This is a genomic window from Nocardia sp. NPDC051929 (assembly GCF_044548645.1).
Lineage (GTDB): Bacteria > Actinomycetota > Actinomycetes > Mycobacteriales > Mycobacteriaceae > Nocardia > Nocardia sichangensis.
In genome coordinates this window covers 189,530-215,430 of the sequence record NZ_JBIUCG010000010.1, presented here as the reverse complement: position 1 = coordinate 215,430, position 25,901 = coordinate 189,530, and the positions used below count along the sequence as shown (strand labels likewise).

Genomic DNA, 25,901 nt, shown 5'->3' with positions numbered 1-25,901 from the left:
GCGGTTCAGTCCTCGCTGCTGGTTCGCTCACCGAGATAGCGGATCAACTCGGGATCGGAAGAGACCAGGCGGTCGACCTCCTCTCCGCCCGTGCACTGGTAGAGGGCGACGGTGACCGAACCGGGCAGGCGTCCGGTGACCCGCCAGATTCCGCCGGAATCGGCCCAGCGCCGCAGCACCGCGACGGGATCGTCGGTCATCGTCCACCTCCACTCGATGGTGTGCCCCGAAGTGTCACCGCGGGACGGTGACCGGGTCGGAACAGCTGGCGGGCGCGTCGACGAAGGAACAATCCTTCGGCGCACGGGTCGGCCGGTAACCGGGCGCGACGCCGCCGGTCCGGGTGATGTCGGTGTATGCGGCCACCGCGTCCGTCGGCTTGCGCGTTAGGGCGGGATCGGTGAGGACGTCGACGGTGTAGAGGCCGAAACGTGGTGTGTAGGAGCCCCACTCGTAATTGTCGGTCAAACTCCAATAGTTGTAACCTATCAAGTTCATGCCGTCGTCCTTGGCTCGCTGGAGCCAGTAGACGGTGTCGCGGAGTGAGTCGGCGCGGCTGTATCCGTCCGCGCGGGGCAGGCCGTTCTCGGTGGGCATCCCGTTCTCGACTATGTAGAGCGGCTTACCGGGGAACTGACGCGCATAGTGTTGCAGCGCGTAGTAGATGCCTTCCGGCTGCAGCGGGTTCTTCCACAACTCCGTGAAACTCGCCGTGGCGGTGAGGCTGTCGGGGGAGAGGCCGTAGTAGTAGTCGATGCCGATGTAGTCGAGCTTTGTGTCGAGCCTGTCCACCAGCGGCTTGTTCACCACATCCTCACCGCCAGGGATGTAGGCGACATTGCTGGTCACCATGGCGCCCGGTTGTACCCGGTGGATGTAGTCGTAAATGCTGTTGTGCGCCTGGGCGATCCGGTCTTGCATCGCGGGCGCGGCCGCGGGCGAAAGTCCGCCGTGGCGCAGTTCGTTCAGCAGGTAGAAGGTCGGCTCGTTGAACGTCACCCACAACGGCTGGAACGGGGCGTAGCGATCGACGACCGCTCGTGCGTTGGCCAGCCAGTCCTCGACGAGGCCCGGGTTGTTCCAGCCCCCGCGGTCGACCGCCCAGCCCGGGTAGACCCAGTGGTCGATGGTGATCATGGGACGCATGCCGGCAGCCGTGATCGCGGCGACGACATCGTCGTAGAACTTCAGCCCCTCGAGGTCCCACTTGCCCGGTTCGGGCTGGAGGCGTGCCCACTCGACGCCGATGCGGTACACCTTCACGCCCAGATCGGCCGCAAGGGCGATGTCGGAGCGGTAGCGCGCGTAGAAGTCGATCGAATCCCGGTAGGGGTCGGTCGTTTTCCCGGACGCGACGTAGCGGGACCAGTTGCTGTCCGGGGCATGGCCTTCCGATTGATATCCCGACGAGGCGACGCCCCAGAGGAAATCCGGGCCCATCGGGGTGACCGCGGCGGGCGGCTCGGGGCGGGCGGCTGCTGGGGCGGCGCCTCCGAGCAGTACCGCGGCGACGGCCACCAAGGCGGCAGAGACATGGCGGCGGTGTGAACGCATCGAACTCCTGTTCCGAAAGGGGCTGATCCTCGTCGTCCTTCGGGTGCTCGAACCAGGGTGGGGGAGGACGGCACGGGGGACAGGGTAACTGGTCGCTTGTCCGTTTTCTCGAAAGTCGGGGAGGGGTGCGCTTCGAGTACTTGCGCGGAACGGAGTTGCGTGGAGGGCGATGTGGCGGAGTCCAAATAACATGTTGATACGTAGATATTCGCATTCAACTATGCATCGACCTCAAAACCACGCAACACTTCCGTAGCCACCAAACAGTCATGCGCCACAACTCCGCCTAGGACGAGACAGGCGGCGATCGCGAAGATCAATACTTCGCAATGGATATCGAAGACCGAGAGGCCGACTGTGCATAGATGTTGGTACGAGGTGTTAGATCTGTTGTAGAGCGCCTGCCAGCCTGCGAGTCGTACGGAGAGGTGTCCTGAAGTGGTGTCTAATCCGTTGCCGCGCGTGGCGAGACGGCTCGCTCAGCAGCGCTGGGTGATGCGGTCGGCGCCGGTCGTGCTCCGACTCGAGCGCGTGATCCGGCGGGTGAGCGACGGGCGAAGGGGTGTCCTGGATCTGGCGGGGTTGCCGTCCATCGAGGTCACGGTGCCGGGTCGGAAGACGGGGATCCCGCGGACCACGTCGTTGCTGTATGTGCCGCATGGTGCGGACTTCATCGTCCTCGGCTCGAATTGGGGGAGTGCCGAACATCCGGCGTGGTCGGCGAATCTGCGTGCCGCGCAGACTGCCTCGGTCCGGCACGAGGGTGAGCAGTTCCTGGTCGCGGTGCGTGAGATCGACGGTGTGGAGCGCAAGCCCTTCTGGGATCTGGCGGTCGAGTTCTGGCCAGGTTATGCCATGGAGTACGAGCTCTCCGGCGGCCGTGTGTTCCGGATCTTCGAGCTGCGCCGTAAATCCGGCTGAGGTGGCGTTGGTGGGGGGACGGGCGGCGCCGCGATGTCGGTGGGGCCGATTACGGTGGGGCGGTGACCACGCATCTGACCCACTGGGGCGCGTTCGAGGCGGACAGCGACGGTGAACGACTGACGGAGGTCCGGCCGTGGCGTGGTGATCCGGAGCCGATGCCGTTGATCGGGAACGTCGCTTCTGCGCAGCACCACCCCACTCGGATTGATCGGCCGTATGTCCGCCGGGGTTGGCTGGAGAACGGGCCGGGGCCGGGGCGGCGCGGTTCGGAGGCTTTCGTTCCGGTGTCGTGGGAGCGGGCGTTGGACCTGCTGGCCGGTGAGCTCGGCCGGGTGTACCGGCGGTATGGGGCGGAGGCGGTGTATGGCGGTTCGTACGGCTGGGCGAGTGCGGGGCGGTTCCATCACGCGCAGAGTCAATTGCACCGCTTCCTGAACTGTCTCGGCGGCTACGTTTGGCACGTGAACAGTTACAGTCTGGGCACTTCGACGGTTTTCCTGCCGCACGTCATCGGCGACATCGGCTGGTTGACGCAGCAGGCGACGGCGAAGGCGGTACTGGCCGAGCACTCCGAACTCGTGGTGGCCTTCGGCGGTCTGTCACCGAAGAACGCGGCGGTGTCGCCTGGTGGCGTCTCCCGGCACAACGTGCGGGGCTGGATCACGGCGGCGCGGGAGCGGGGCTGCCGGTTCGTGTCGATCAGTCCGTTGCGCGACGACACCCCGCCGGAGAGCGAAGCCGAGTGGATCGCGCCGCTGCCTGGCACCGACGTGGCGATGATGCTTGCGCTGGCTCAGGTGCTGGACGCGGAAGGCTTGGCGGACACGACGTTTCTGCGTGAGTACACGGTCGGCTTCGAGCGTTTCGCGGCGTATCTTCGTGGCGCGGTGGATGGAGTCGTCAAGGATCCGGAGTGGGCCGCGGCGATCACCGGTGTGGGGGCGGAGCGTATCCGGATGCTGGCGCGCGAGATGGCCGCCGCTCGAACTCTGGTGACGGTGAGTTGGTCGTTGCAGCGGGCGCGACATGGTGAGCAGCCGTTGTGGGCGGGTGTGGTGCTGGCGGCGATGCTGGGGCAGATCGGCCTTCCCGGCGGCGGGTTCGGGCATGGTTACGGATCGGCCGCGGGCGTCGGGGAACCGGCGCGCGGGCCGGTGCCGCGACTTCCGCAGGGGCGCAACGGTGTCGATGCCTTCATTCCGGTCGCGCGGATCGCGGACATGCTGCTGAATCCGGGTGCGCCCTATCGGTACAACGGTCGGGGTCTGGTGTATCCGGATGTGCGGTTGGTGTATTGGTGTGGCGGCAATCCGTTCCATCACCATCAGGATCTGGCCCGTTTGCGAATGGCGTTCGAACGGCCGGACACGGTGGTGGTGCACGATGCGTTCTGGACGGCTACCGCGCGGCACGCGGACATCGTGTTGCCGTCGACGATGTCCATCGAGCGCGATGACTACGGCGCGGGGGAAGGTGACCGGTCGTTCTTTCCGATGCGAGCGCTGACCCGCCCGCCTGCCGAGGCGCGCGACGATTATCGGATCTTCGCCGAGATGGCGGATCGGCTCGGGGTCGGCAAGGAGTTCACCGAAGGACGTTCGGTCGCGGAGTGGCTGCGGCATCTGTACGAGCGGTGGCGCGTAGAGCAGTCGCGTGCGGGACAGGAGTTTCCGGATTTCGACGCGTTCTGGTCCGGCGAGGGCCTCGAGCTTCCGGTGCCGGACCCACGGCAGGTGCTTGCCGCGGACTTTCGCGCAGACCCGGACCGGTACCCGCTGAGCACGCCCAGCGGGAAGATCGAGATCTTTTCGTCGACGATCGATGGCTTCGGGTACGCCGATTGCCCGCCGCATCCGGTGTGGCTGGAGCCGGAGGAGTGGCTCGGTGGCGCGGCGGCGGAGCGGTTCCCCGTGCAGTTGGTGGCGAACCAGCCGCGGACGAAGTTGCACAGTCAGCTGGACGTGGGCGCCTATAGCCAGTCGGTGAAGATCTCCGGGCGGGAACCGATCCGGATGCATCCCTCGGACGCCGAGGCTCGCGGTCTGTGTGCCGGTGACATCGTGCGGGTGTTCAACGATCGGGGTAGTTGCCTGGCGGGGTTGGTCGTGGACGAGGGGGTGCGAGCCGGTGTCGCGCAGCTGTCCACCGGCGCGTGGTACGACCCCGACCCGGCGGATCCGACGTTCTGCCGTCACGGTAATCCGAACGTGCTGATCGCCGACCGCCCGTCCTCGACGCTCAGCCAAGGGTGCGCCGGGCAGCTCACTTTGGTGGAGATCGAGCGTTATGCGGGCCCGCTCACGCAGGTGGAGGTGGTCCGCCCGCCGGAGCGGACGGGCGCGGAAGCGTTGTGAGGTCGCCGAGCAAGGCGGAGGTTGCCTGGTCGATGGAGGTGATGGTGGATCTGGATCTGGCGGCGTTGCGGGCGTTCGTCGCTGTGGTGGAGGAGGAGCAGTTCGGTCACGCCGCCGCTGTGCTGGGTATCAGCCAGCAGGCGGTGTCCAAGCGCATCGCGAAACTCGAATCGCAGTTGGGTGCGGAGCTTTTCGAGCGTGGACGCGGTGGCAGCGCGCCGACCGCCGCGGGTCTTCGGCTGTTGCCGCATGCGCGTTCACTGCTCGTGGGCGCCGAGGCGGCGGTGCGGTCCGTGCGCGAGCGGGTGCGGCCGTTGCGGGTGGCGGTTCTGGGTAAGCGTATGGCCGCGACGGAGTTGATGGAGTTCTATCTCGCGCGTCATCCGCGCTGTGAGACCGAGATCGTCATGTCGAACATGATCACGACGTCGCGGGAGGCGCTGCGCAGCGGTCTGGTCGACGCGGCCTTGGCCCGCGCGCACGGCGGCCCGGTGGCGTTGCCCGATGACATCGTCGCGGCTCCGGCGTATCTGGAGCCGCTGTATCTGCTCGTGGGTAAGGACCATCCGTTCGCGGGCCGGTCGACGATCGGGTTGCGGGAGGTCGCGGGGCATCCGGTGTGGGTGCCCGGTGCGGCCGTGCCGTCGGAGTGGGCCGATTTCTATCGAGAACTCAGCGCGTTCAGCGGGATTCCGATCGATACCGGGGGTCCGCTGGAGAATATGGCGGGAATCGTCGAACGTATCGCGGATTCGTCGTCGTTGGCGACCTTCGCCGGTGACGGCGGGCAGACGCCGTGGCATCCGAACGTGCGGCGGCTGATGATCGTGGATCCCATTCCGGCCTATCCGCTGGCGCTGTTGTGGTCGGCGGGTGACCGGCATCCGGGATTGCGGCATTTGATCGAGCATGTCGCGGAGAGCTACAACCGGGATACCGCCGCCGCCTGCTGGGTTCCCGAACCCGATCAGGAGTTGTTCGGCGTGCCCGGTGTGGTGGCCGGTCCGTAGTGTCGGCCCGTGCCTCTACCATTCCCCGGGTGACCGGATATGACCCGCTCGACGCGTTCGAGCACCTCGACACCTCGACGTTGCCGCCGCGCCAGCAGCGGATTCTCGCCACGATTCGGGACTGGGTTCTGCGGTACGGGTATCCGCCGAATACGCGCGAGATCGGTGACGCGGTGGGTCTGCGGTCGGCGTCGTCGGTGTCCAAGCATCTGAAGAGCTTGGAGGAGCGTGGTTTTCTGCGCCGCGGCCGGACGGTGTCGCGTCCGATCGACGTGCGGATGTTCCTGCGGGCTCCGGTGCGGCGGGAGACGGCGGAGGATTCGGTGGCGGTGCCGGTGGTCGGCGATATCGCGGCGGGTGCTCCGATCCTGGCCGAGGAGCATGCCGACGACACGATGACGTTGCCGCGCGAGTTGGTCGGCCGTGGCACGGTGTTCGGGTTGCGGGTGCGTGGTGATTCGATGATCGACGCGGCGATCTGTGACGGCGACGTCGTGGTGGTGCGACAGCAGCACGAGGCGCATTCCGGTGAGATCGTGGCGGCGATGATCGAGGGAGAAGCGACGGTGAAGGTGTACCGGCGGCGTAGCGGTCATGTGTATCTCGAGCCGCGCAATCCGGCCTACGAGGTGATCGACGGTGACGAAGCGGTGGTGCTCGGCAAGGTCGTGTCGGTGATGCGGCGGGTCTGAGCTCGGTGCGCTTGCTCGGTGGGCGTCGCGTTGACCGGTGCAGGGGTCTGGACCGACAGGGGATCGCGGTGGTCGAGCAGGTCGGGGCCTTGCTTGTCCCAGTAGCCGCCCAGGTCGACGCGACGCGCGCTGCGATCAATGTTCGGGGGAGTTCGGGCCGTTCCCGCCGCGCGGCACTGCGGATCGATGCCTCGGTGGGGCGGCGAATTCTCGCAGGGCCGCGACCGCGGCGTTGTATCCGCTCATCCCGTGCGCTCCCGGCCCTGGCGGGACGGCGGCCGAGCAGATGAACATCCGGTTCGCCACATGATAGGGGCGCCTGGTGATGCGTGGTCCGCCGAAGACCAGCTGGCGGATGCTCTTGTCGCCGGTCAGGATGTCTCCGGCCACATAGTTGGGATTGTAGGCCTGCATGTCGATGGGGCCTACGACGGTGGTGGCGAGGATGCGGTCTCGGAACCCCGGTGCGAACCGCTCGACCGCGTCGAGCATTACTTCGGTGATGTCCTCCGAATACCCTTGTGGCACATGGGCATACATGTCGACCGGGTGCATGTTTCCTTGTGAGCGTGTTGGGTCGGCGAGGTACTGCTGTCCGACGATGATGAACGGTCGGTCGGAAAGCCGACCTCGATGCACAGCGCGTTCGGCGCGGACCACGTCAGCTGCGCTGCCGCAGATGTGCAGGCTTCCCGACTTCCTGGCGTGCGGGCTGGTCCAGGGAATGCCGCCCGCTATGGCGAGGCTTATCTTGTATGCGGCGGGCCCGTGCCGGAAGCGCCGGTACGCCCGGGCGACCCGTGACGGCAGCCGGTCACCGGCGATGTCGGCGATAGCGGCCGGGGCAAGATCGAACATCACGAGGTCGGCCGGCGGCAGTCGGTCCAGCGACTCGACCCAGAACCCGGTCTCGATCTTTCCGCCCAGATCTCTCAGCGCCGCCGCCATGGCTTCGGTGATGGCGCGTGAGCCGCCCACCGCAACTGGCCACCCGTAGCGATGGCCCGCGGTGGTGATGCCGAGACCGATCGCCGCGGACAGGATCCGGTGCTGTGGTTGCCAGCCGTGCGCCATGTTCCCGGCGAACAACGCCCGTCCCCGCTCGGTCCGGAACAGCCGTCCGAGTGCGGTGGCGGGGATCAGGGTCGGGATGCCGAATCGGGCCAGCCGCAGCGGATGTGACGGTATCCGTAGGAGTGGTTGCATGACGTCCTTCGCCAGCAGTTCGTATCCAGCGGCGGGGTCGGCGAACAGGCGGCGCCAGATCGGCCCGTCCGGCCCGAGGCCCGCCGCGGTCTCTTCGACGGATTGATACAGCACTGCCGCTGTTCCGTCGTCGAGGGGGTGAACGCAGTCGATTTCCGGCCATGCCCATTTCAATCCGTAGCGGGCCATGTCGATTCCGGCGAAGAACGGTGAGCCGACGGCCATGGGGTGGGCCATGGCGCAGTGGTCGTGCAGCAGACCGGGGAGGGTCAGTTCGCCGGAGCGGGTGCCGCCGCCGATGGTGGCGGCACCTTCCAGCACGGTGACGTCGACCCCGTGCCGGGCCAGTGTCACGGCGGCAGCCAGTCCGTTCGGGCCGGAGCCGACCACGATCGCCGTGGTCATCGCGCACGCGCCGAGGGCAGATCCTGGGTGTCGTCGTGGTGGAGAGGATGAACCGGGAACAGATCGTCCGGCTCCGGCCATGGCTGGCGGGCAAGCATGTCCTCGACCAGTACGTAGCCCTCCTCGATGACCCCGGTTCTGGCATCGATGATGCGGTATGCCTGGCGTTGCCGGTGGATGGGCTGAGATTCGAGGACGACGACGCGAAGCTCGCCCTCCTCGAACTGGCAGCGCCGCTGCAGCGCTGTCAGCAGTTGTTCGTTGTGCAAGTGCCCTTCACCGAAGTTCCAGCCCAGCAGCGGGCCTGCGACAATCTCTCCGTCGCGGACGGCGTAGTCCTCCGGGTTGTCGACGGCGCGTGCGATGAGGCCGTTGAGTGCCCGGCCGTGGGTGTGCATCGATCGCCAGCCGAGCCCGGTCTGGATGAGGATGTCGGCGGTCTCGGGGCCGTACAGCTTGGTCAGCTGGGTGACCGGCAGCGCGGCGCTCATGGTGACGTGCTGCTCGAGTTTCAGCTCGGCGTCCCCGCGGAAACACCAGGCGCTTGTGGCCCAGTTGCCTGCGTAGTAGCGCATCGATGTCAGGAACGAAACCCATTGCGGCCGAATATGTCCCACGACCACGACAACTGCGGAGAAGAGGATCATCGCGAGCACCAGCGGTGATCGAAGCTGCTGGACGTGGATGTAGCCGTAGTGTCCGAACAGGTAGAACAGGCTGAAGATGAAGAAGATGTTCCATTCCAGCGGCACGCCCATCGGGACGGTGGAGATGATGTGCAGGTGGAAAACGGCCATGAAGATGATCGCCGCCCAGGTCAGTGGGCCGCCGTGGCCGACGAACACGAGGTAGGCGGGAACCAGGTATTCCACGACAGTGCCGCCGTGAGCCAGCAGAGCCGGGATACGTGACGGCCGCAGGTCCTGCGGTGGGTTGCGGTACATCTTGCGCTCGAGCCATCCGAGTCGCATGACGGGGCTGTTGCTCATCATGACGGCGACCACGTGCCCGAAGTGATGGTTGAGCTTGGACGTGGCCGCACCCCACCACAGTGCCAGCATGACCAGCTTGAATCCGATCACCATGTCGGCGAAGGGGACGAAGAACATCAGCAGCATCAACAGGTAGTGCTCGGGGCGTGCGGCCAGAAACACCGTCTTGTCTCGCAGCCCGAGCACGCAGAGGGCGATGACCAGAGCGACGACGACCATGGGATCGAGCAGGCCTACATGGCCGCCGTCCACCGGCGGAACGCCGCGACCGGAGGCGAGCAACGCCTGGATTCCGGATCCGAGGACGACCGCGTACAAGGCGACATCGATGAGCCCGCGCTCGTCACCACGGGTGAACGGCACCTTGCCCGGCCATGGCGGCAGCCGCAGGGTGCCGGGACGCAGGAAGTACAGCAGCCCGCCGAGCGGCGGCAGGAACCGCATGGTGAGCGGTCCGAACCCGCATCCGAGCCCGAGTATTTCGAACAGCAGAGTCCAGACGACGAGTTTCTGGTAGACGATCGGTTCGGTCCACCACGAGCTGATGTCGGTGAGCGCCCCGAGCCCGGGGGTCAGGGAGATCACCGCGGCCGCGCCGAGGACGTATAAGGCGCATTTGACGAGGTAGAGCAGGTAGACGGCAAGAGGCGTGCCGAAGCCGTGCTCGACCCAGTGCTCGGCGACGGTGCGCAGCCGTTCACCGCGCGGGCGGGTCTTCCATTCGGCGTAGTCGATGTCCGGAAGATCGGGTTTCGTGAATCCCATGGCAGGTGTCTTTCGAGAGGGAAGGGAGGGGTCAGAGGGTCGCATCGACCGAGCGGCGGCGCAGAATCCGCTTGTCGATCTTCCCGACGGGGTTCTTCGGGATCTCGTCTACGGTCACGATCAGCTCGGGAAGCTTGTAGGCGGCCAAAGACTTCCGCAGTAGCTCGAGAATCTGTTCCGGCTCGACCGCGGCACCGTCGCGATAGGACACGAAGGCGATAGGCACTTCGCCGTAGACCGGATGCGGTCGACCGATCACGGCGGCCTCGAGCACCTGTGGGTGGGTGTAGATCGCGGACTCGATCTCCTTGGGATAGATGTTCTCTCCGCCGCGGATGATCATGTCCTTGATGCGGTCGACCAGGGTGAGGTAGCCGTCGGCGTCCATGCGACCGATGTCTCCGGTGTGCAGCCAGCCATCGACGATCACCTTGGCCGTTTCCTCCGGCCGGCCCAGATATCCCCGCATCACGGTCGGGCCTTTGACCACGACCTCGCCCACCGATCCGGCGCTGAGGAAATTGCCGTCGCTGTCGACGATGGCGATCTCCTGCCCCGGCAGCGCGAGACCGACGGTGCCGGGTTTGCGGACACCGTCGAGTGGATTGCCCGTGCTCGCGCACGTCCCCTCCGACAGGCCATAACCTTCGTAGATCGGGATCGCGTAGCGCTCCTCGAATCGGGTGAGCAGTTCGACCGGCATCGGGGCCGCACCGCAGAGCGCGAACCGGACCGAGGAGGTGTCGGGCCGGATCTCCGCAGGCAGCGCCGACAGCATGGCGTAGATGGCGGGCACCGCGGAGAAATAGGTCGGCCGCGCCGCCTCGACCCTGTCGAAAAAGGTCCGCGGCGAGAACCGGCCCGCGACTGTGGCCCGGCCGCCGGCGAGCAGCGGCGACAGCACGCTGACCACGATGCCGTTGACGTGGAACAGCGGCAGGATCAGCAGACTGTGGTCCTCGGCGGTCAACCGCATACCCGCGACCATCGTCTCGGCCATCACCATGATGTTCGCGTGCGTCAACTCGACGCCCTTGGGACGTCCGGTGGTACCGCTGGTGTAGATGATCAAGGCGAGCGCGTCGTTGGAGAACTCGGTCGCTTCCGCGGCGCCGCCGCGGCCTTCGTGCCGATTCAGCTCCGCCAGCGCAATTCGCTGCGGTTGATCGGCCTGGCCGGCCTCGCGTTCGTCAGCGCAGACAAGGACGCGAGCGCGGGAATCGGCCAGCTGATAGTCGGACTCGGCCGCGGTCGACGACGGGTCGATCGGCGTCGCCGCGGCGCCCAGCCGCCAAGCCGCGAACAATGTCACGATCAATTCGAGCCGGTTCGGCAACATCACGGCCACGACATCGCCGACACCGATCCCCGCCTCCGACAACCGATCGGCGTACTGCCGCACGAAGTCGAGGAACTCGGCGTTGGTGATACTTCCCGAATTGTCGTCGGCAAGACACGGGTTGGTGGGAAGCCTCCGGCACGTATATCGGGCAGGGCAGCGAAGTGCATGTCGATCTCCTTGCTAACTCGGCAGCTCACTTGCGTGAACGCCACGTTAGGAAGGTGATGTGACCTGGACCATATTGTGAGCGCATGAAGATAGCGGGAGGGATCGTGCGCCGCGCACGACGGATGTCTCGGTCACCCCACGGGCTGCAGCACGGTCGACCCCAGCCATCGGCAGGCCAGCAGGGCGACCTCGACCTCCAGCCGTCGCTCCCGAAGCGAATGTCCCAGTACCGCCTCCGCCTTACGGATCCGGTACTGGACGGTGTTGCGGTGCAGCACCAGCCGCGCTGCTGTTGTCTGGAAGCTGCCGTTCGTCTCCAGGAAGACACGCGCGGTCTCGCGGAGTTGCGCCGTGGCATCGTCATCACGCGCAAGCGACCCGAGAATTTCGCTGATCCATGCCCGGGTGGCGGTCAGGTCCGAGCACATCAGCGCGATCGGCCCGAGTTGAGCCGAACAAGACATCGACGCGCGCTGCGGTGCCGGTGCGGACATCGCGACGACCTGCGCTTGTGCCGCCTGGCGATGGGTCAGCCGGAAGCCTTCCAGTCCGTTGGCAGGTCTGCCCACCGCTGCCCATGTCTGCTCCGGAGTGCGCACCGCGGCGGGATCGACATCCAGTTCCGGTTGCGGGAGCCACGCCCACAGGGTCGATTCGTCGGCCGGGATCAGCAGCGGTGGTCCTTGGCAGGACAACTGATCGGCGATGGCCGTCGCCACTTGTTTGGCCGCGCGCAGTTGGTCGGCGCCCGCGTCGGACCAAATGACCATGCCGAGGTGGGTTCGGTCGAGCCGATATCCCAGTGTGCGCTCGCTGTCATCCGGGTCGACGCGCTGTCCGGACAGGATCGAGCGCACCCTCGCGGTACGGACGGCCATCTGGTTCTGCAGCCACCGGTCCCGCTCGTCCTGGTAGGCGGTCACGACTTGTTGGGAGACCCGATCGATATAGGCGAACGAGCGGTCGGTCATCTCGGCCACTGCGGAGGTGATCAGGGCGACGTCGTTGGTCGCCGCGGTGAGCTCGCCGAGCATGTGGTCGTTGAACAGTCGCTGCCCGATGCGGTAGGCCCGCAGCAGGGCGGCGATCGAAGTGCCGCGCTGGGCCATGCGCCGGGCGTATTCCAATGCCTCCGTGGGAGCTTCGAGTTCGTCGATGTCGAGCCCCAGCTCGTAGATATGCAACGCGATCACGACGTTGCCGGTGACGCTGGCCCGCAGTAGTGACTCCACGCGGCTGTCGCCGCGCAGCTCCGGCTCGATGTGGAGCATCTGCTCGGTCAAACGTTCGGACAAGCCGAGCGCATGTCGGCTCAGTTCTCCCGCGATCCTCGCGAGCAGTTCCGCGGCGTCGCTCCGCATGATCATCCTGACCGCTTCACGATCGAGCGGACTCCGGGGGGCTCGACCGTCGACCGCCCACGATCCGCAGCGCGAGGTCCGCGTAATAGTCGCCGATGTCCTCCGGTGACCAGGAGCCACCCTCGTGGTACCAGCGCGCGATATCTATTCCCAGCGAAAGCAGAGCGGCCGCGGCCATATGGGTATTCGAGTTCTCGAACACCCCCGCGGCCGCCCCGCGCTCGATCAAGCACCGGACCTCGCCCTCGATCGCACGCCGGGTTGCCTTGATCTCCTGTTGATGTTCTGGGCTCAGTGCGGCGAGCTCATAATTGATGATTCGGGCGACGGTGTGGGAGCGGGCGTGATGGATCGTGAACTCCCGCATCACGGCGATCAGTTGCTCGGCGGGGTCTTGTGCCGAAGCGATGGCAGTGCGGACGCGCTCCAGGGTCTCCAGGTGACCGGCGCGTGAGATCTGGTAGAGCAACTCTTCCTTGGAACGGTGATACACGTAGATCGTCCCCGTGCTCACCCCGGCGATCGATGTGATGTCGCGGGTGGTCGACCCGTGGAAGCCGCGTTCAGCGAAGGCCACCACCGCGGCGTCGAGCAGCCGCGCTCGGGTCTGGTCCGCGCGCGATAGGTCCTCTGTATCGGTCACCTGGACAGTATGGCTCTACACAACGACCACGAGTTTGCCGGTATCGGCACCTGTGAGCAGCATGTTCAGTGCATTCAGCTTTCTCACGCGGGCAGCCCGACGAGGTCCGCCAGCAATCTCCGATGGTGGCCGGGACTTCCCAGTCCTATCTGGTCGGCCTTCGCGCGTTTGAGGTACAGGTGTGCCGGGTGCTCCCAGGTCATGCCGATCCCGCCGTGCAATTGGATGGCCTCCTCGGCGGCCCGCACCGCGATATCGCTGCAATAGGACGCCGCGACGGCGGTGGCGATCACGCTGTCGGGGTCGTCGGCCGCGTATGTTCCCGCCGCATACCGCGCGGCGGCCGAGGCCGACTCGACCTCGACGTACAGGTCGGCGAGGCGGTGCTTGATCGCCTGGAATCCGCCGACCACCCGGCCGAATTGGCGTCGCAGCTTCAGATACTCGACGGTTGTCTCCAGGCACCAGGCGGCGATTCCGGCTTGCTCGGACGCGAGGAGTGCGGCGCCGAGTGTCAAGCCGGATTGGATAGCTGCCCAACCGGATTCGGCGGCGACGACGACCCGGCCCGGCACGGAGTCGACAGCGACGTCAGCCAGCGGGCGGGTCATATCCAGGGAGACCACCGGCTTGATCTGCGCCGCGGCGGCCGTCAACGCGTGCACCTCCGTGCCGTCGGCCGTCTCGACGGCGGCCAGCAGCACATCGGCGTCGAGCGCGCCGGCGACGCTGGTAACCAGTCCGGACAGCCTGCCCTGCGCATCAGCCGTCAAGGTCGGGATGTGCGTCGCGAGCGCGGTGGAGAACGGCGTCAGCAGCGCTGCGCTGCAACTACCGTCGCCGAGCCGACCGACCAGCGTGGAGTCGCCCGCGAGCAGGACGGTCGCGGCAATGACGCTGCTGGTCAGAAATGGGACCGGTGCGACGAACCGTCCGAACTCCTCGAGGACGACGGCGGCGTCACGGGCCGTACCGCCCGCTCCGCCGCGGTCCTCGGGGATGAGGAGACCAGCGAGCCCGAGGTCGTCGGTGATCGATGTCCACAGCGTCCGGGTCAGTGTCCGATCGCCGTCGTAGGCCCGCGCGACCGCGGACGGGTCGCATCGGGTGGTGAGCAGGTCACGCACCGCGCTGCGCAAGGAGGTCTCGACATCGGTATCGAGCAGCAGGATGTCGCTCATCGGCTCAGGTCCTTCCAGGCGATGTCCTTGTCCGCACGGGGTTCACCGGGCAGCCCGAGGACCCGTTCGGCGATGATGTTGCGCAGGATTTCGGAGGTTCCGCCCTCGATCGAATTGCCTTTGGCCCGCAGGAAGCGGTAACCGGCGCCGCGACCGGCGAAATCGACCCGGTCGGGGCGCACCATCGTCCAATCGTCGTATCGCAGGCCGTCCTCGCCGTGCAGTTCGACCTCCAATCCGGCAACCTGCTGGTTGACTCGGGCGAACGACAGCTTGACGGCGGAGGTTTCCGGCCCGGGCTGGCCGCCGGCCACCTGCTGACGCAGCCGGGTCGCCGCCAGCCGGGAGACCTCGGCATCCACCCACGATCGCAACAGCCGGTGGTGCAATTCGGGGGTGCGCTTTTCCGGGAATTCGCGCCAGAGGCCGGCGGCGGCGCCCAGCACTCCGCTCTCGCGGGGGAGCGCGCGCCCCCCGATCGAGACGCGCTCATTGTTCAAAGTGGTGGTTGCGACTCGCCAGCCTTCTCCTTCCTTGCCGAGGCGGTGCGTGTCGGGGATCCGAACGTCGGTCAGGAAGACTTCGTTGAATTCCGCTTCGCCGGTGATCTGCCGCAGCGGCCGCACCTCGACTCCGGGTGCGGTCATATCGCAGATGAAGTAGGTCAGCCCCGCATGCTTGGGCCGGCTGGGATCGGTGCGTGCCACGAGGATCGCCAATTGCGCTTTGTGCGCGACCGAAGTCCACACTTTCTGCCCGTTGACGACCCAGTCACCGCCGTCACGCACTGCTCTGGTGGCGATCGCGGCCAGGTCCGAGCCTGCCCCCGGTTCACTGAACAGCTGGCACCAGATCTCCTCCCCGCTCCACAGCGGACGCAGGAAGCGCTGCCGTTGTTCCGTCGTGCCGTGGGCGAGGATCGTCGGCGCGGCCATACCCAGACCGATACCGTTGATCGCCGCGTTGTTGTCCGGAGATCCGGCCTGCTCGAACAGGGCGTCGACGAACGGTTGCAGTTCCCGATCGACGGCCCGGCCACCGAGCCCGATCGGAAAGTGAACCCAGGCCAGGCCCGCGTCGAACCTGGCGCGGTGAAAGGTCACGGCATCGGTGGTGGCCGGATCGTGCTTTTCGAGTACGGCTTCCACCCCGCGCCGCAGATCGTCGCGGACCGCGTCGGGTCGAGTCATCTGTCATCCTTCTGATCGGCCGTCACGGCACCAGCACCGCGACCGTCTCGGCCACACACGCGGGCTTGTCCGAGCCGTCGAGTTCCACGGTCACTCGGAGCACTGCTTGCGACCCGATCGTGCCCGGCACGAGCGAGACCAGTTCGACACCGGCTCGGACCCGGGATCCGGCCGGGACCGGAGTGGGGAATCGGACCTTGTTGGTGCCGTAGTTGACACCCATGGACAAGCCCCGCACGGCGTATACCTGACCGGCCAGCATCGGCACCATCGAGAGGGTGAGAAACCCGTGTGCGACGGTGGTGCCGAACGGTCCGGCGGCGGCTTTCGCGGGATCCACATGGATCCATTGGTGATCCCCGGTAGCTTCGGCGAAGCGATCGATCTGTTCCTGGGTCACCGTGTGCCAATCGCTGTATCCGAGGTGGGTGCCGACCGCGGCCTCCAGCTCGGACAGGCCCTGGAATATCTGCACAGCTCTCCTTCCTCCGTTCAGTTCCGTGGGCCGCCGGCCACGTAGATCACCTGGCCGGACACGAAGCCGGCCCCCTCGCTCACCAGGAACGACACGGTGTGCGCGATGTCGGCGGGAGTGCCGGTACGGGCAACCGGAATCTGGGCGGCCATCGCCGCCTTGAGGTCCTCGAAGGAGATGTTCATCCGGGCGGCCGTGGCCGCGGTCATCTCCGTCTCGATGAAACCCGGGGCGACCGCGTTCGCGGTGACGCCGAACTTGCCGAGTTCGAGTGCGAGTGTCTTGGTGAATCCCTGCAGCCCGGCCTTGGCGGCCGCGTAGTTGGCCTGGCCACGGTTGCCGAGCGCCGAGGTGCTGGACAGGTTGACGATGCGACCCCACTTCTGCTCGATCATGTGCGCCTGCGCTGCCCGGGCCAGCAGGAACGAACCGCGCAGGTGCACGTTCATGACGGCATCCCAGTCGTCGGCACTCATCTTGAACAGCAGATTGTCACGCAGGATCCCGGCGTTGTTGACCAGCACCGTCGGTGCGCCGAGCGCGGCGGCCACGCGATCGACCGCCTGGGTGACCGCGGCCTCGTCGGAAACATCGACACCGACCGCGAGCGCGCGTCCACCGGCTGCCTCGATGTCGTCGACGACCGTCTTGCAGGCGGCCTCGTCCAAGTCGAGCACGGCTACTGCCATACCGTCGGCGGCCAGCCGCCGGGCGACAGCGGCGCCGATTCCGCGAGCCGCGCCGGTGACGATGGCGGTCCGCTGTGTCGGATCGGTCATGAATACTCCTCGAAGATGTGATTGCGGTGGAATTGCTGAGTTCAGGGGGTGTAGACCACGCGACCGACGGTCTTGCCGTCCGCGAGTCGCTGCACGGCGTCGGCGACCTCCGCCAGTCCCAGCCGCGCGCCGACCAGGGGACGGATCGCGCCGTCGGCGGCAAGTGCGGTCAGCGCGCGATGGCATTCGGCGACGGCGCCCGGGTCCTGGGTGTTGTACAAACCCCAGTGCAGGCCGAGGATCGAATAGTTCTTGACCAGCGCATGATTCAATGCCGGTGCTTGGATCTCGCCGCCGGCGAATCCGACGACCACGATGCGGCCCTCGAAGGCGACGCATTTCGTGGACCGTTGGTACACCTCGCCGCCGACCGGGTCGTAGATCACGTCGGCGCCACGACCGCCGGTTACGTCCTTCACAACGTCGACGAAGTCCAGCTGATGCCGATCGATGACCACGTCGGCGCCCAGATCCTCGGCGTAGGAGGCTTTTTCGGCGCCACCGACAACTCCGATCACCCGGGCGCCCGCGGCCTTGCCGAGCTGGATCGCGGCGCTGCCCACGCCACCTGCCGCGGCATGCACCAGGAGGGTCTCGCCCGCGGTCAATCCGGCGCGCCGATGCAATCCGAACCAGCCGGTCTGGTAGCCGATGAACAGCGAAGCCGCCTCCGCGTCATCCAACGACGGCGGCGCTGGGAAGGTCTGGGCGGCCTCCAGCACGGCGAATTCCGCGAAACCACCGTGCGGCAGCGCCGCGCCTCCGAGCACCCGGTCACCGGCAGCGATCCCGGCCACGGCACCGACCGCCACCACGTCGCCACACAACTCGACGCCGGGCGTGAACGGCAACGGCGGCCGGACCTGATAGAGGCCGCGGCACATCAGTACATCGGGAAAGTTCGCCGCGGCGCCGCGGACCCGCACGACAACCTGGCTCGGGCCGGGCTCGGGAACTTCCACCTCCTCCAGCCGCAGCACCGTGCCCGGTTCGCCCAGCTCATGGACTCGCCACGCTTTCATCCGCGCCATGTCAGATTCCGCCTGTCAGCGTGACGCCGCCGTCCACGACCAGCAATTGCCCCGTCAGCCAGCTCGCGTCGTCGGAGAGCAGAAACGCCACCACACTGCCGATGTCCTCGGGCACGCCGAGCCGCTTCAGCGGGTACGCCGCGGCGACCTCGTCCTCCCTGCCGTCGTAGAGAGCAGTGGCGAACTTCGTCTTCACCACCGCCGGGGCGACGGCGTTGACCCGTAGGTTCGGGCCGAGTTCGACCGCGAGTTCCTGAGTGATGTGCGTGAGCATCGCCTTGCTCGAACCGTAGAAGCCGATGCCCGGCGCCGGCTTGAGACCTGCGACCGACGACACGTTCACGATCGCGCCGCCGAAGTCCTTCATCCAGGCTCGATACGCCTGCTGCACCCACGACAGCGCGGCCAGGCAGTTGACCTCGACGATCTTGCGGGCCACGTCCAACGGCAGATCGACCATCGGCCCGAACGCCGGGTTGATGCCGGTGTTGTTGACGAGGAGGTCGGCGCTACCGAACGTGTCGATCGCGCGAGCGACGGTCTCCGCTTGGTGCTCGACGTCATCGGCACGGCCCGCGACGGCCAGCGCGCGGTCCGGCCCGCCCAGTGCTTCCACCGCTTCGTCGAGCGCGTCCTGTTTGCGGGCGGTGATCACGACTCGCGCCCCCTCGTCCACCAAACGCTGCGCGATGCCGAGCCCGATGCCCCGGCTCGCACCGGTGACTATCGCTGTCTTGCCTTCGAATCTGTTCATCATTGAATCCCTTTCGCGGAGTCAGCGGTTACGACAGGCGCTCCAGCACCATCGCCATGCCCTGACCGCCGCCGACGCACATCGTTTCCAAACCGATCTGCTTGTCGTGGAACTGCAGGGAGTTGATCAGGGTGCTGGTGATGCGGGCGCCGGTCATGCCGAATGGGTGACCCACCGCGATCGAGCCGCCGTTGATGTTGAGCTTGTCGAAGTCGACGCCCAGCTCCCGCGCCGAGGGGATGACCTGGGCGGCGAAGGCTTCGTTGATTTCGACCAGGTCGATGTCATCGATGGTCATCCCGGCCCGGGCCAGCGCCTGCTTGGACGCCTCCACCGGCCCCAGGCCCATGATCTCCGGCGACAGCGCGCTGACTCCGGTCGCGACGATCCGAGCCAGTGGCGTCAGGCCGAGTTCGGCGGCCTTGGTGTCCGACATGATGACGACCGCGGCGGCGCCGTCGTTGAGCGGGCAGCAGTTTGCGGCCGTCACCGTCCCGTCTGGCCGGAAGACCGGCTTCAGTTCGGCGACCTTCTCCAGGGTGACTCCAGGCCGCGGGCCGTCATCGTGCGAGACGACACTGCCGTCGGGCAGGGTGATCGCGGTGATGTCGCGCTCCCAGAATCCGTTGGCGAGGGCGGCCTCGGCGAGGTTCTGGCTGCGGACACCGAAAGCGTCCTGTTCGGCACGGCTCACACCGCACAGTTGCGCCACGTTCTCCGCGGTCTGCCCCATCGCGATATAGACGTCCGGCAGTAGATCCTCGGTGCGCGGGTCGGTCCAGGCCTCGCCGCCCGCAGCGAATTTCGCCGTACGGCGCACCGCGTCGGCGAATACGGGGTTCTCGGTGCCGGGCAGGCCGTCGGCACTGCCCGTGACGTAGCGGCTCACGGTCTCCACGCCGGCGGAGATGAAGACGTCTCCCTCGCCGGCCCGGATGGCGTGTAGCGCCATGCGGGTCGTCTGCAAACTGGACGAGCAGTACCGGTTGACCGTTGTGCCGGGCACCCGATCCAGGCCCGCCAGAATCGCCACGACTCGAGCGAGGTTGAAGCCCGACTCACCGGCGGGCTGGCCACACCCGAGCATCAAGTCGTCGATGCCGTTCGGACTGAGGGCCGGCACCTTCGCCAGCGCGGCCCGGACGATCTGCGCCCCCAAGTCGTCGGGGCGGAGATCCCGCAACGAGCCCTTGCCTGCGCGACCGATCGGCGAGCGGGCGACAGAGACGATGACGGCTTCGGGCATGACTGTGAACCTTCCAGCAAGTAACTGAGCGCTTGTTAACCTATCGACACCATGCTGGACGGACCGTCGATGGTCAATACGTCACAGTGAATTGGGACTGTGACACAGGGCACAAGACGGCGCGGTCGCTCAGCAGACGGCTTGCGTCCGACAGAGCAGCCATCATTGGATGAGTACAGCGACGATCGAATGGATAGCCTTGTGGGGCAACGGATCCCCCGGCCCTGTGCGGCAGCGGATCCGGCGGGACCTTCACCACCCGATTCTGAGGTGCGCCGCCCCCGAGCGCGGCGGTACCGCCGCGCTCGGGGCGGTTGTGCCTCTGCTGGTCACCACCATCGATGGGGGTCGGGACCTGTCGTCGATGTGCGGGATACCGGCCGACAGCTCCTATCGTCTGCTGCCGGCCTGACGGCTCCGCCTCATTTCAGGTGCCGGGCGAAGAATCGGATCCCTTCGTCCGCCCGAGCGGCCGCACCGCGAAACCCGATGGGGGAGGTGGCGAAGCTGAGCATCAACCCGGTGGAGTCGGTGTTTGCCTGGGAACAGTGCCCGCGCTCGCCGAGGGCGTGGACCGGACACGCGTGCCGGCCAGGGCCGAATCAGCTGGACGCGCGTAGCGTCGATTCGCTCACTCGGCAGAGCGCTCGGGGAACTGCGTTTTCACCGTGTGGAGGTCTCCGGCCCGAGCCCGGACGGGCGCTGGGTTCGCGTGGCTTCCGCTCGAGGTGCTGGGCCGGTGAGTCCCCCGGTCCTGCGCATTCCGAGGAACATCGAGGCCAGGCCGAGCAGCACGGCGACGGCGCCGGTGACGACGTTGTTCCAGATCGTCGAGGTGGTGTCGACGTTGCCGCTGACGATCCAGGGGGCGACGATCGTCCAGAGGCCGATCAGGGGAGCGGCCCAGACGATGCCGTGCGTCCGGCCGTACACCGAGGCGAACCCGAGTGCGAGCATGGCCAGAGCGATGCCGACGACGAGGTTGTTGACGGTCAATGTGGAGAGTCCGTTGAACCCGACGACCCAGGGGGAAATCGCGAGGTAGAGCCCGGTCAGGAACATCAGGCCGGTGACCGCTTGGGCGTCGGGTGCCTCGGAGGCGCGCTCGTACTTCTCCCGCAATTCCACGATGTCGGGATGCCGGCTCATCATGGTTTCACTACTCATGTTTCCACCACCCTTCGGACGTAGTGGCGTATCGAAGCTCTCCCGAGCCGGGCGGCTCACGATCGGTTCAGGAACGCGACCCGTCCTGATCGCCGCTCACTTATATCATCCTGTGATAATATCACTCCATGATGGAAGGGTCGATGTCCTCATCGGGCCACCTCACCGACCAGGAATACACGCGGCTGCTGGCGTTTCGTACCGTGCTGCGCCAGCTGCTGCGCTGGAGTGAGCGTGGGGCGGCCGAAGTGGGACTCACCGACACCCAGCACCAACTCCTGCTGGCGATCCGAGGGCACTCCCACCCCGGCGGGCCGAGCATCGGGGAGGTCGCCGGTTACCTGTCCGCCCGCCACCACAGCGTGGTGCAGCTGATCGATCGCACCGAGCAACTCGGCCTCGTCACTCGGAAACGAGGGCAGGGCACCGACCGTCGCGTCGTACACCTCACGCTGACCGAGGCAGGCAAGGAAACGTTGGCCTTGCTCAGCGCCACACATCGGGAAGAACTGGAGCGACTGACTCCCCTCATCGGCGCGCTGGACGATCTCCCCGCCGTAGGGTGAGCGTTGCTCGGTCCGGGTAGGCCACTTGAGCCGGGATCACCTCGCGATCCGCTCTGGTGGGCCGGGTGTGCCGAGAAGGGTGCGCCCCTCAGCGGCCGAGCAAAGCGCTTGCCCCGTGCGGATTTCGCCCGTGCATGCCCGCATCGTGCCTGATGGGGGTGGTGCGGCAGGAGCGGGAGGACCCGCGCGCGGTTCAGGATCGCGGAAAGCGGATGCGTGGCCCGCGACGCTATCGGGCGGTCTGGGCTGCACCGAACTGCCACTCTCTCGCCTCCCACTGACGGCATTCTTCGCTGACTCTCCAGTCGCCGAACTCAATGCCCAGGGTGTGCTCGCGGATGACGAATTCGAAGCTGAGAAGGCCAGAATCCTCGAATCGTGAGGAAGCTCCTTACATGCCACTGTCCGCCTGTAGAAGGGCGGTGGGTCTCCCAGCAATGGTGCGGGGAGTCGCCGCTCCGACCACAGCTGACCCGTACCGAGCATGCCGTTGTCATCGTTGCGGACAACGACCAGGAAGACCGGGTTCAGCCGTCTCCGCCGATGCCGACGAGTGCGGTTCGCAGGCGGTCGGTGTCCGTCGCGGTCCATCCGGGCGGCGAGAGGATCGCGCTCCAGGCGTCGGCGATATCGACGACGTAGGTGTGTCCATGTCCGTCGGGGACGTTGGTCGACACCGCCATGTCGGCCGCGACCTGGAGAAACGTCACGAACGGGTACCAGCGGGTACTGTCGAGCACATCGTCGCCACGTTCCTCCCGAAGCCAATCCGGCTCATTCAGCAGCAGTTTCGGTGACCACCAGACGATCGGATCGGAGGCGTGCTGCAGATAGACCATCCGTGGCCGTCCCCATGGGGCATCGGGGCGTGCCAGATCCTCGGGCGTCTGCGCGCCGAAGCGGACAGTCCGGCCGTTCTCATAGATGGGCAACCGCTCCGGTGAGCCCGGATCCCGGTTTGTTGTGACGTCGGTCCATATCCGGTTGGCATTGGGCGGTCCGGTGAACAGCACGCCATCGGTCCGCATCTCGACGTCGTCGACGCCACCGAAAGCGCTTTCGCCTCCGAAAGAGCCGAGGCTCTCCCCCATCACGACGAGTTTCGGGCGAGACTCCCGCGGCAGCTTCTTCCACTTGTCGTACACCGCCCCGAACTGCGCCTCTCCGGCCTGGCGGGCCCGTTCCTTGTCCACCAGGAAGGACAGCCAACTCGGCAGATAGGAATACTGAAGCCCCACGATCGCGGTGTCACCGCTGTACATGTATTCCAGCGAAGAAGCCAGACTTTCGTTGATCCATCCGGTACCGGTGGTGACCGCCACGGCGACCACGGCACGGTCGAACCCGCCGGCACGTTCGAGCTCGTCAGCTGCCAGTTCGGCATTCTCCCGAATGGAGTCACCGCCGCTGGCCAGCCCCGCGTAGGCACGGATCGGCTCCACCGCGGGTCGACCACCGTGAAACGCGGACAATTCCTCGACCGTCGGGCCGCGCGAGATGAACGCACGACCTTGACGTCCCAGGGAATCCCAGGAAACCAGTGAGCCAGGACCACCCGAACGTAGCGGCGAGGCCGGCGGGGCATCCCCCGCCTTGGTTTCCTGATTGAGGGACGCGAACGAATCATTGAGCGCGGACATGATCACGCGCACCGCTGCCCCGTTGACGATCGTCACCAGAAGCGCCACCGCGAGCACCCCGATGACGGTCGCCGAGAACCGCCGCGGCACCACTCGACCGACTTTGCGCTCGACCCAGAGCACCGCGTGTAACAGCACCCGTGCGAGCGCGACCAACCCGATGTACAGCGTGGCCGCCAACACCACTATGAGGACATAACCCCACCAGGGGAAGTGGGCGGCGTTCATGAGTTCGCGCAGCTGCGATTGCCAGTTGCCGAACCACACGAGCATCGCTGTGGTTCCGAGCGACGCGATCACCACGGCCGTCCGTCGTACGACTGTCTTCACCGGGGGAGGCGGCTCCCCCCAGGTAGCGAACGAATTTCGACGCGAAAAACCCTAAGCAATAGCCAATTGCCGCCGATATGCCGGTAACCAGTCCTTGGAAGAATGGCCCGCGCGGAAGAAGGGTGGGAGTCAAGGAGAGCCACGCGAACAGCACCGCGACAACCAGCCCGCCGAACGCATATCGGCCTGGCAGCCAGCGACGACGCTCGTTCGAGCGAACTGAACCAGATTGACGGCCAGCTACACCGTCGGCCACCTCGGTTGGCACACGGCAAGCCTAGCCGCAGGATCGGTATTGCTGGGCAGTTGCGAGCGTCGAAGACTCGCGTCGCCTCCGTTAGACGAAGCTACGGTGTCGGCGCCGTTCGGCGGACCAGGCATCCGGCGTCGCATCCTGGGCCCTGCCCCGCAACCGATGCCTGGGACCGCATATCCCCGGCTCCGTGTTCGCCGCGAACCGTCCGTCGCGCGGGTCGACGGCATTACGCGGTCGCGGAAGCGTGCCGGAAATGAACGGCGCTGTGTCGAACCCAGCTCTACGCTGACCCACCTGGACTCGAACCGGTTGAATCGTCGGCGACGGTTGTCAAGGTCAGGGCGTCGAAGGGCCTCTACGACGTCGTCGCTGTTGTGGATCTGCACGGGGACCCGTGTGACGCTCCGCCGTTGCCGCGGGTCGGAGAACAGGTGCGCTGCGTGCGCTCGCGTGTCACGTCGACCAGCTGGCCTCGGCAAGTCGGTGCAGCGCTCTGCGCACAATGGCGCACTGGGCGTCGTGGGCTCGGCTCGGCTGTAGACCACGCCGGCGAGGGTCGGCACCGATTTCCAGACCGGTTCGCCGGTCTGCTCATACGTCTTGGCGTCCTCGGCGAGTGCAGCGTGCTCGCGGCAAGGCTTGGCGGGCATATCCGTCTACCTCGTGACCGGCGCCGGGTTTCATCGGCGCGAACTATGTGCACCACCCGCTGGAGTGGGAGCCGGACGCCGAGGTGGTGGCGGTGGACTACATCGGCTTCGCCAGCAATCTGGCGAACCTCGATGCGGTGATCGTCGGCATCGGCCGGATTTCGTGGTGAATTTCGCGGCGGAGTCGCATAACGATCGCGCGATTCTGGGTCCTCGTCGTTCCGGTGGAGTGGTTCTACCGGCCCGAGCGGCCCGCGCGGGGCTGACCCGAGCCGAGCGTCGGTCGCCGGATGCGCGAGGCTGGGTACCGGTGACCCGGGTGCCATTCGGCCTTCGTCAGCAGCGGCTCGGTGACGCGCGGCACCGTAGGTCGCAGCGCGGGAGGTGGATCGGATCGAGGTGGCCTCGAAGGGCGTCGATCATCGGGAGGGAAGTTTGTGGCGGAGATCGCGGAGTGGGCGCGGCAGCGGCCGTGGGGGGTGCGGCTGGAGTGGGGGCTGGCCGGTGCGCTGGCGCTGGGGCCGGGGAGCGCGTGTGTGGTGGTCATCGACGTCCTGTCGTTCACGACGTCGGTGTCGGTCGCTGTCGAAGCCGGGACGCGAGTGCTGCCCTATCCGTGGCGGGACGGCGGTGCCGCGGAGTTCGCCGCGCGGCACGGCGCGGAGCTGGCGGTGGGGCGGCGGGCGGTGTCCGAGCGGCAGCCGTGGTCGCTGTCTCCGGCGGCGTTGCGGTGCGCGCCGGTCGCCGAGCGGCTCGTGCTGCCCTCGCCCAATGGTTCGGCCATCTCCGCGGCCGTCAGCGGTGTGCCGGTGGTCGCGGCGTGCCTGCGCAACGCGAGCGCGGTCGCTCGCTGGATCGCCGGGCGAGGATGGGGAAGCGCGCGCCAGCCGGTCGCCGTGATCGCGGCAGGTGAGCATTGGCCCGGCCGCGACGGGCTGCGGCCAGCGGTGGAGGACTGGCTCGGTGCGGGGGCGGTCGCCGCGGCACTGGCGCGCAGCGCAGCCGGGCCGCTGTCTCCGGAAGCGCACGCCGCCGCGGTGGCGTACGGCGGGATCGCCGATGTGGCGGCGCTGATCCGGGACTGCGCCTCCGGCCGCGAACTCGCCGAGGGCGGGTTCGCGCAGGATGTCGCGGCGGCCACCGAACTCGACAGCAGCGGGGTGGTGCCGGTGCTGACCGATGGGGCGTTCGTCGACGCCGCGCGGTGAGCGCGGCCGGGC

23 protein-coding genes and 1 pseudogene are annotated in these 25,901 nt (G+C 66.9%); 7 read left to right on the top strand and 17 right to left on the bottom strand.

The features are described 5' to 3' along the window. Nucleotides 1-5: 5 nt before the first annotated feature. A complete protein-coding gene (locus tag ACIHAX_RS15415; protein WP_397277982.1) occupies nucleotides 6-200 on the bottom strand; it encodes a hypothetical protein in 195 nt (64 codons plus the stop codon). A 34-nt stretch (nucleotides 201-234) separates the two neighbouring features. After that, nucleotides 235-1,554: a family 1 glycosylhydrolase gene (locus tag ACIHAX_RS15410; RefSeq protein WP_364426586.1), complete on the bottom strand. Its 1,320-nt coding sequence runs from the start codon at nucleotides 1,552-1,554 to the stop codon at nucleotides 235-237. Nucleotides 1,555-2,016: 462 nt separating this feature from the next. Here ACIHAX_RS15410 and ACIHAX_RS15405 point away from each other — a divergent pair, with 462 nt between their 5' ends. The 4 genes from ACIHAX_RS15405 to lexA all read left to right on the top strand — a co-directional run bounded on the left by ACIHAX_RS15405 (nucleotide 2,017) and on the right by lexA (nucleotide 6,534). Beyond that, nucleotides 2,017-2,475 (top strand): nitroreductase family deazaflavin-dependent oxidoreductase, encoded by a 459-nt coding sequence (locus ACIHAX_RS15405; RefSeq protein WP_397277981.1) that lies wholly within the window; start codon nucleotides 2,017-2,019, stop codon nucleotides 2,473-2,475. 62 nt (nucleotides 2,476-2,537) lie between these two features. Further along, complete coding sequence (locus ACIHAX_RS15400) at nucleotides 2,538-4,832, top strand: molybdopterin guanine dinucleotide-containing S/N-oxide reductase (protein ID WP_397277980.1); 2,295 nt, start codon at nucleotides 2,538-2,540, stop codon at nucleotides 4,830-4,832. After that, nucleotides 4,829-5,842 carry a LysR family transcriptional regulator gene (locus ACIHAX_RS15395; protein WP_397277978.1) on the top strand — a complete coding sequence of 338 codons (1,014 nt, stop codon included), beginning with the start codon at nucleotides 4,829-4,831 and terminating at the stop codon, nucleotides 5,840-5,842. Before ACIHAX_RS15400 ends, ACIHAX_RS15395 begins: the two co-directional genes overlap by 4 nt. 29 nt (nucleotides 5,843-5,871) lie before the next feature. Then, nucleotides 5,872-6,534, top strand: coding sequence for a transcriptional repressor LexA (lexA, locus tag ACIHAX_RS15390; RefSeq protein WP_364426574.1), 663 nt, complete (start codon nucleotides 5,872-5,874; stop codon nucleotides 6,532-6,534). A 135-nt stretch (nucleotides 6,535-6,669) separates the two neighbouring features. Here the strand turns inward: lexA and ACIHAX_RS15385 are convergent, their stop codons facing one another. The 13 genes from ACIHAX_RS15385 to ACIHAX_RS15325 form a co-directional block, all read right to left on the bottom strand. Further along, nucleotides 6,670-8,145: a phytoene desaturase family protein gene (locus ACIHAX_RS15385; RefSeq protein ID WP_397277976.1), complete on the bottom strand. Its 1,476-nt coding sequence runs from the start codon at nucleotides 8,143-8,145 to the stop codon at nucleotides 6,670-6,672. Continuing rightward, nucleotides 8,142-9,902, bottom strand: coding sequence for a DUF3556 domain-containing protein (locus tag ACIHAX_RS15380; RefSeq protein WP_397277974.1), 1,761 nt, complete (start codon nucleotides 9,900-9,902; stop codon nucleotides 8,142-8,144). The genes ACIHAX_RS15385 and ACIHAX_RS15380 overlap by 4 nt, the downstream gene beginning before the upstream one ends. A gap of 31 nt (nucleotides 9,903-9,933) precedes the next feature. After that, a complete protein-coding gene (locus ACIHAX_RS15375) occupies nucleotides 9,934-11,331 on the bottom strand; it encodes a class I adenylate-forming enzyme family protein (protein ID WP_397278079.1) in 1,398 nt (465 codons plus the stop codon). 212 nt (nucleotides 11,332-11,543) lie between these two features. Beyond that, nucleotides 11,544-12,773, bottom strand: a complete 1,230-nt coding sequence (locus ACIHAX_RS15370) for a PucR family transcriptional regulator (protein WP_397277972.1) — start codon at nucleotides 12,771-12,773, stop codon at nucleotides 11,544-11,546. A gap of 16 nt (nucleotides 12,774-12,789) precedes the next feature. Then, complete coding sequence (locus tag ACIHAX_RS15365) at nucleotides 12,790-13,416, bottom strand: TetR/AcrR family transcriptional regulator (protein WP_397277970.1); 627 nt, start codon at nucleotides 13,414-13,416, stop codon at nucleotides 12,790-12,792. A gap of 83 nt (nucleotides 13,417-13,499) precedes the next feature. Further along, nucleotides 13,500-14,597 (bottom strand): acyl-CoA dehydrogenase family protein, encoded by a 1,098-nt coding sequence (locus ACIHAX_RS15360; RefSeq protein ID WP_397277968.1) that lies wholly within the window; start codon nucleotides 14,595-14,597, stop codon nucleotides 13,500-13,502. After that, nucleotides 14,594-15,787: an acyl-CoA dehydrogenase family protein gene (locus ACIHAX_RS15355; RefSeq protein WP_364426555.1), complete on the bottom strand. Its 1,194-nt coding sequence runs from the start codon at nucleotides 15,785-15,787 to the stop codon at nucleotides 14,594-14,596. The genes ACIHAX_RS15360 and ACIHAX_RS15355 overlap by 4 nt, the downstream gene beginning before the upstream one ends. Nucleotides 15,788-15,809: 22 nt before the next feature. Beyond that, complete coding sequence (locus tag ACIHAX_RS15350) at nucleotides 15,810-16,262, bottom strand: MaoC family dehydratase (RefSeq protein WP_355074093.1); 453 nt, start codon at nucleotides 16,260-16,262, stop codon at nucleotides 15,810-15,812. Nucleotides 16,263-16,279: 17 nt separating this feature from the next. Next, complete coding sequence (fabG, locus tag ACIHAX_RS15345; protein ID WP_364426549.1) at nucleotides 16,280-17,041, bottom strand: 3-oxoacyl-ACP reductase FabG; 762 nt, start codon at nucleotides 17,039-17,041, stop codon at nucleotides 16,280-16,282. Between the two features lie 41 nt (nucleotides 17,042-17,082). Then, on the bottom strand, nucleotides 17,083-18,063 hold the full coding sequence (locus ACIHAX_RS15340; protein WP_397278077.1) for an NADPH:quinone oxidoreductase family protein: 981 nt from the start codon (nucleotides 18,061-18,063) through the stop codon (nucleotides 17,083-17,085). A 10-nt stretch (nucleotides 18,064-18,073) separates the two neighbouring features. Next, nucleotides 18,074-18,829 carry an SDR family oxidoreductase gene (locus tag ACIHAX_RS15335; RefSeq protein ID WP_355074089.1) on the bottom strand — a complete coding sequence of 252 codons (756 nt, stop codon included), beginning with the start codon at nucleotides 18,827-18,829 and terminating at the stop codon, nucleotides 18,074-18,076. Nucleotides 18,830-18,854: 25 nt separating this feature from the next. Then, nucleotides 18,855-20,072 carry an acetyl-CoA C-acetyltransferase gene (locus ACIHAX_RS15330; RefSeq protein WP_355074087.1) on the bottom strand — a complete coding sequence of 406 codons (1,218 nt, stop codon included), beginning with the start codon at nucleotides 20,070-20,072 and terminating at the stop codon, nucleotides 18,855-18,857. A gap of 663 nt (nucleotides 20,073-20,735) precedes the next feature. Next, nucleotides 20,736-21,239: an SPW repeat protein gene (locus tag ACIHAX_RS15325; RefSeq protein WP_355074085.1), complete on the bottom strand. Its 504-nt coding sequence runs from the start codon at nucleotides 21,237-21,239 to the stop codon at nucleotides 20,736-20,738. A 143-nt stretch (nucleotides 21,240-21,382) separates the two neighbouring features. Between ACIHAX_RS15325 and ACIHAX_RS15320 the strand changes: the two genes are divergently transcribed. After that, the gene (locus ACIHAX_RS15320) at nucleotides 21,383-21,805 is read left to right on the top strand and encodes a MarR family transcriptional regulator (RefSeq protein WP_355074084.1); all 423 of its coding nucleotides are present in this window, start codon (nucleotides 21,383-21,385) and stop codon (nucleotides 21,803-21,805) included. A gap of 527 nt (nucleotides 21,806-22,332) precedes the next feature. On the opposite strand, the gene ACIHAX_RS15315 is transcribed toward ACIHAX_RS15320, so the two are convergent. Further along, entirely contained in the window at nucleotides 22,333-23,247 is a 915-nt protein-coding gene (locus ACIHAX_RS15315) for an alpha/beta-hydrolase family protein (RefSeq protein WP_397278075.1), read from the bottom strand. Between the two features lie 102 nt (nucleotides 23,248-23,349). Then, nucleotides 23,350-23,929, bottom strand: a pseudogene (locus ACIHAX_RS15310) (alpha/beta-hydrolase N-terminal domain-containing protein); the annotation flags it as partial. 799 nt (nucleotides 23,930-24,728) lie between these two features. Here ACIHAX_RS15310 and ACIHAX_RS15305 point away from each other — a divergent pair. Both ACIHAX_RS15305 and ACIHAX_RS15300 read left to right on the top strand, forming a co-directional pair. After that, nucleotides 24,729-24,851, top strand: coding sequence for a hypothetical protein (locus ACIHAX_RS15305; RefSeq protein ID WP_364426539.1), 123 nt, complete (start codon nucleotides 24,729-24,731; stop codon nucleotides 24,849-24,851). Between the two features lie 267 nt (nucleotides 24,852-25,118). Further along, nucleotides 25,119-25,889 carry a 2-phosphosulfolactate phosphatase gene (locus tag ACIHAX_RS15300; RefSeq protein ID WP_397277963.1) on the top strand — a complete coding sequence of 257 codons (771 nt, stop codon included), beginning with the start codon at nucleotides 25,119-25,121 and terminating at the stop codon, nucleotides 25,887-25,889. Nucleotides 25,890-25,901 lie beyond the last annotated feature (12 nt).